At 66.0% G+C, this 2,257-nt stretch carries 2 protein-coding genes; one reads left to right on the top strand and one right to left on the bottom strand.

Annotated features, from left to right (window positions below):
• Positions 1-466: 466 nt before the first annotated feature.
• Complete coding sequence (gene ligD, locus LQV45_RS26665; protein WP_230009735.1) at positions 467-1,711, bottom strand: non-homologous end-joining DNA ligase; 1,245 nt, start codon at positions 1,709-1,711, stop codon at positions 467-469.
• Positions 1,712-1,759: 48 nt separating this feature from the next.
• Here ligD and LQV45_RS26660 point away from each other — a divergent pair, with 48 nt between their 5' ends.
• The gene (locus LQV45_RS26660; protein ID WP_230009733.1) at positions 1,760-2,152 is read left to right on the top strand and encodes a VOC family protein; all 393 of its coding nucleotides are present in this window, start codon (positions 1,760-1,762) and stop codon (positions 2,150-2,152) included.
• The last annotated feature ends 105 nt before the right edge of the window (positions 2,153-2,257 follow it).

The following is a 2,257-nucleotide window of genomic DNA, read 5'->3' as shown; positions in this document are numbered from 1 at the left end:
CCGTAAGCGTGCCCTGCGTCGTCGGGAAGCCTATGCCGCTATCAACTTCTAACGCGAACATCTGGCGTTCAGGCCCGTCCACCCCGCCGCGTCCTTGGCCATGTTCGACGGCGGTGATGTGCGGCGGCCGCGATGGCAGCCGCAAAATGGATCCCGCAATCCGAGTGCGCGTCGAATTGGGTGTCAGGAGCGTCGATGCATATTCAACGCACCGACGGGGACAACAGGGCGGCTATGACGTTCACCGCATACCAGCCCAATGCCCCAAGTGCACCCAGAACGGCAACGGAAACCACCCAAAATCGGGCAGAGAGTTTCGGCCTCGGGTTCTCATCCATAACAACCACCCCGCAATCAATTGGGACACCCTCGGACCGAATCTTGCCGGAACCCCCTTGCGGAAAGCTTGGAATCGAGCAAGCCCCAGGACGCCTGAGCCCCCGTCCTTGGTGTCAGGATCCGGCGGTCAGGATCCAGGGCGCCCCGGCCACTCTTTGCCCGCCCAGGGGTCGTAGTCGGCGATGAGCTCCTCCTGCGGCGGACGCTCATTTTCCGGGACGTGTTGCAGGTTCACCCGGACCCGGTACCAGAGCGAACTCGATCCCCGCATTCCGTCGACGAGGACGTCTGCGGGGTGCAGGGCTGATAAGAGGTCCGCATGCCGGGTCTTCCATTCCTCGAGCGCCGCGAGCGCCTCGGGCTTGGTCTTGGTCCGTGCCACCTCGATGAGCGGCATTACCGATTGCCGGCGGCCCAAGCCGTCGCCGCCGCGCGGCGGCTTCTCGGCGGGGCCGAGCCCGGCAGCCAGACTGATGAGCCTGTCGAGTGTCCCTGCCGCGTCGTCGATCCCGGCGTGGGGGTCGCCCATCGCCGCGAAGCGCTCAAGCACCGTTGGCACCGTGAATTGTTCCGGCCGGGTGGAGGTAACCTCGTCCCACGTGAGCGGAGTCGAGACCCGGGCGTCGGGCAGGGGCCGGATCGAGTACGCCGATGCCACGGTGCGGTCCTTGGCGTTCTGGTTGAAGTCGACGAACACACTCTCGCCGCGCTCCTCCTTCCACCACCGCGCGGTGGCGAGGCCCGGAGCGCGGTTCTCGACCTCGCGGGCGAGGGTCTCGGCGGCGAGCCGCACGTCGCGGTACGACCACTGAGGCGCGAGGCGCACGAGGATGTGAAGTCCCCGCGAACCGCTCTTCTTCGGCCACCCCACCAGTCCGACGTCGTCGAGCACCTCCCGCGCGACATAGGCGACATCGACGATCTGCGCCCAGTCGACCCCCGGCATCGGGTCGAGGTCGACCCGGAGCTCGTCCGGGTGCTCGAGGTCCTCTGCACGCACGGGGTGTGGGTTGAGGTCCAGGCATCCAAGATTCACGACCCACGCCAAGCCCGCAGCATCCCGGATGACGGCCTCTTCGGCAGATGTTCCGGACGCGTAGTGCAGCGTTGCCGTGTCGATAAAGTCGGGGTGGTTCTCAGGCACGCGCTTCTGAAAGAACGGCTCAGCGCCGATCCCCTTCGGGAAGCGCTTGAGTACCATGGGCCGGCCGCCTGAGCCCCGCAGCGCACCGTCGGCGACGGCGAGGTAGTAGCGGACCAGGTCGAGCTTGGTCAGCCCGGGTTCGGGGAACACCACCTTGTCCGGACTCGAGATGCGAACCTCGTTGCCGGCTATGTTGAGGATCTCGGCGGGGGTCTTCGACGAGTTCATTCCGCCACGCTAGTTCCGGACGGCTGCGCTTGGGAATAGCATTCCGGCATGGACGCCAAGTTATTCGCCTATCTCAGCTACAGTGACGCACCCGCAGCCCTGGACTGGCTCCAGGCCGTGGGATTTGGCGTTATTCAGCGGCACGACGGACCCGCAGGGTCAGTGCTGCACGCCGAGATTTCCATGGGGGAGGCGGTGCTAATGGTGGCAAGTAGCGATGCCGCCTACCAGCGGCCGCCACTTATCGGCCAGTCAACCGGCCAGGGACTATATCTTCTGGTCGAAGACGTCGACGCCTTTCATCAGAAGGCCCTCGCCGCGGGCGGAACCTCAGTGATCGAGCCCGAAGCCACCCAATGGGGCGCCCGGCGCTGCCGGGTGCTCGATCCGCAAGGACAGGAATGGAGCGCCGGCACCTACCAGCCCGGAATAGTCTCGTGATGCGTCCTTGCCTGCCCCCGGGCAGGCGCTTTTAGGTGCCCTCCTGGGTGCCGGTGTCGAAGGGCTTGCCCGCGGCCGGCGGCTTTTCGCCAGGCGTACCTGTTC

The sequence above is a fragment of the Microbacterium sp. Bi128 genome (genome assembly GCF_918698205.1).
This window is presented reverse-complemented; position numbering and strand designations above follow the sequence as displayed.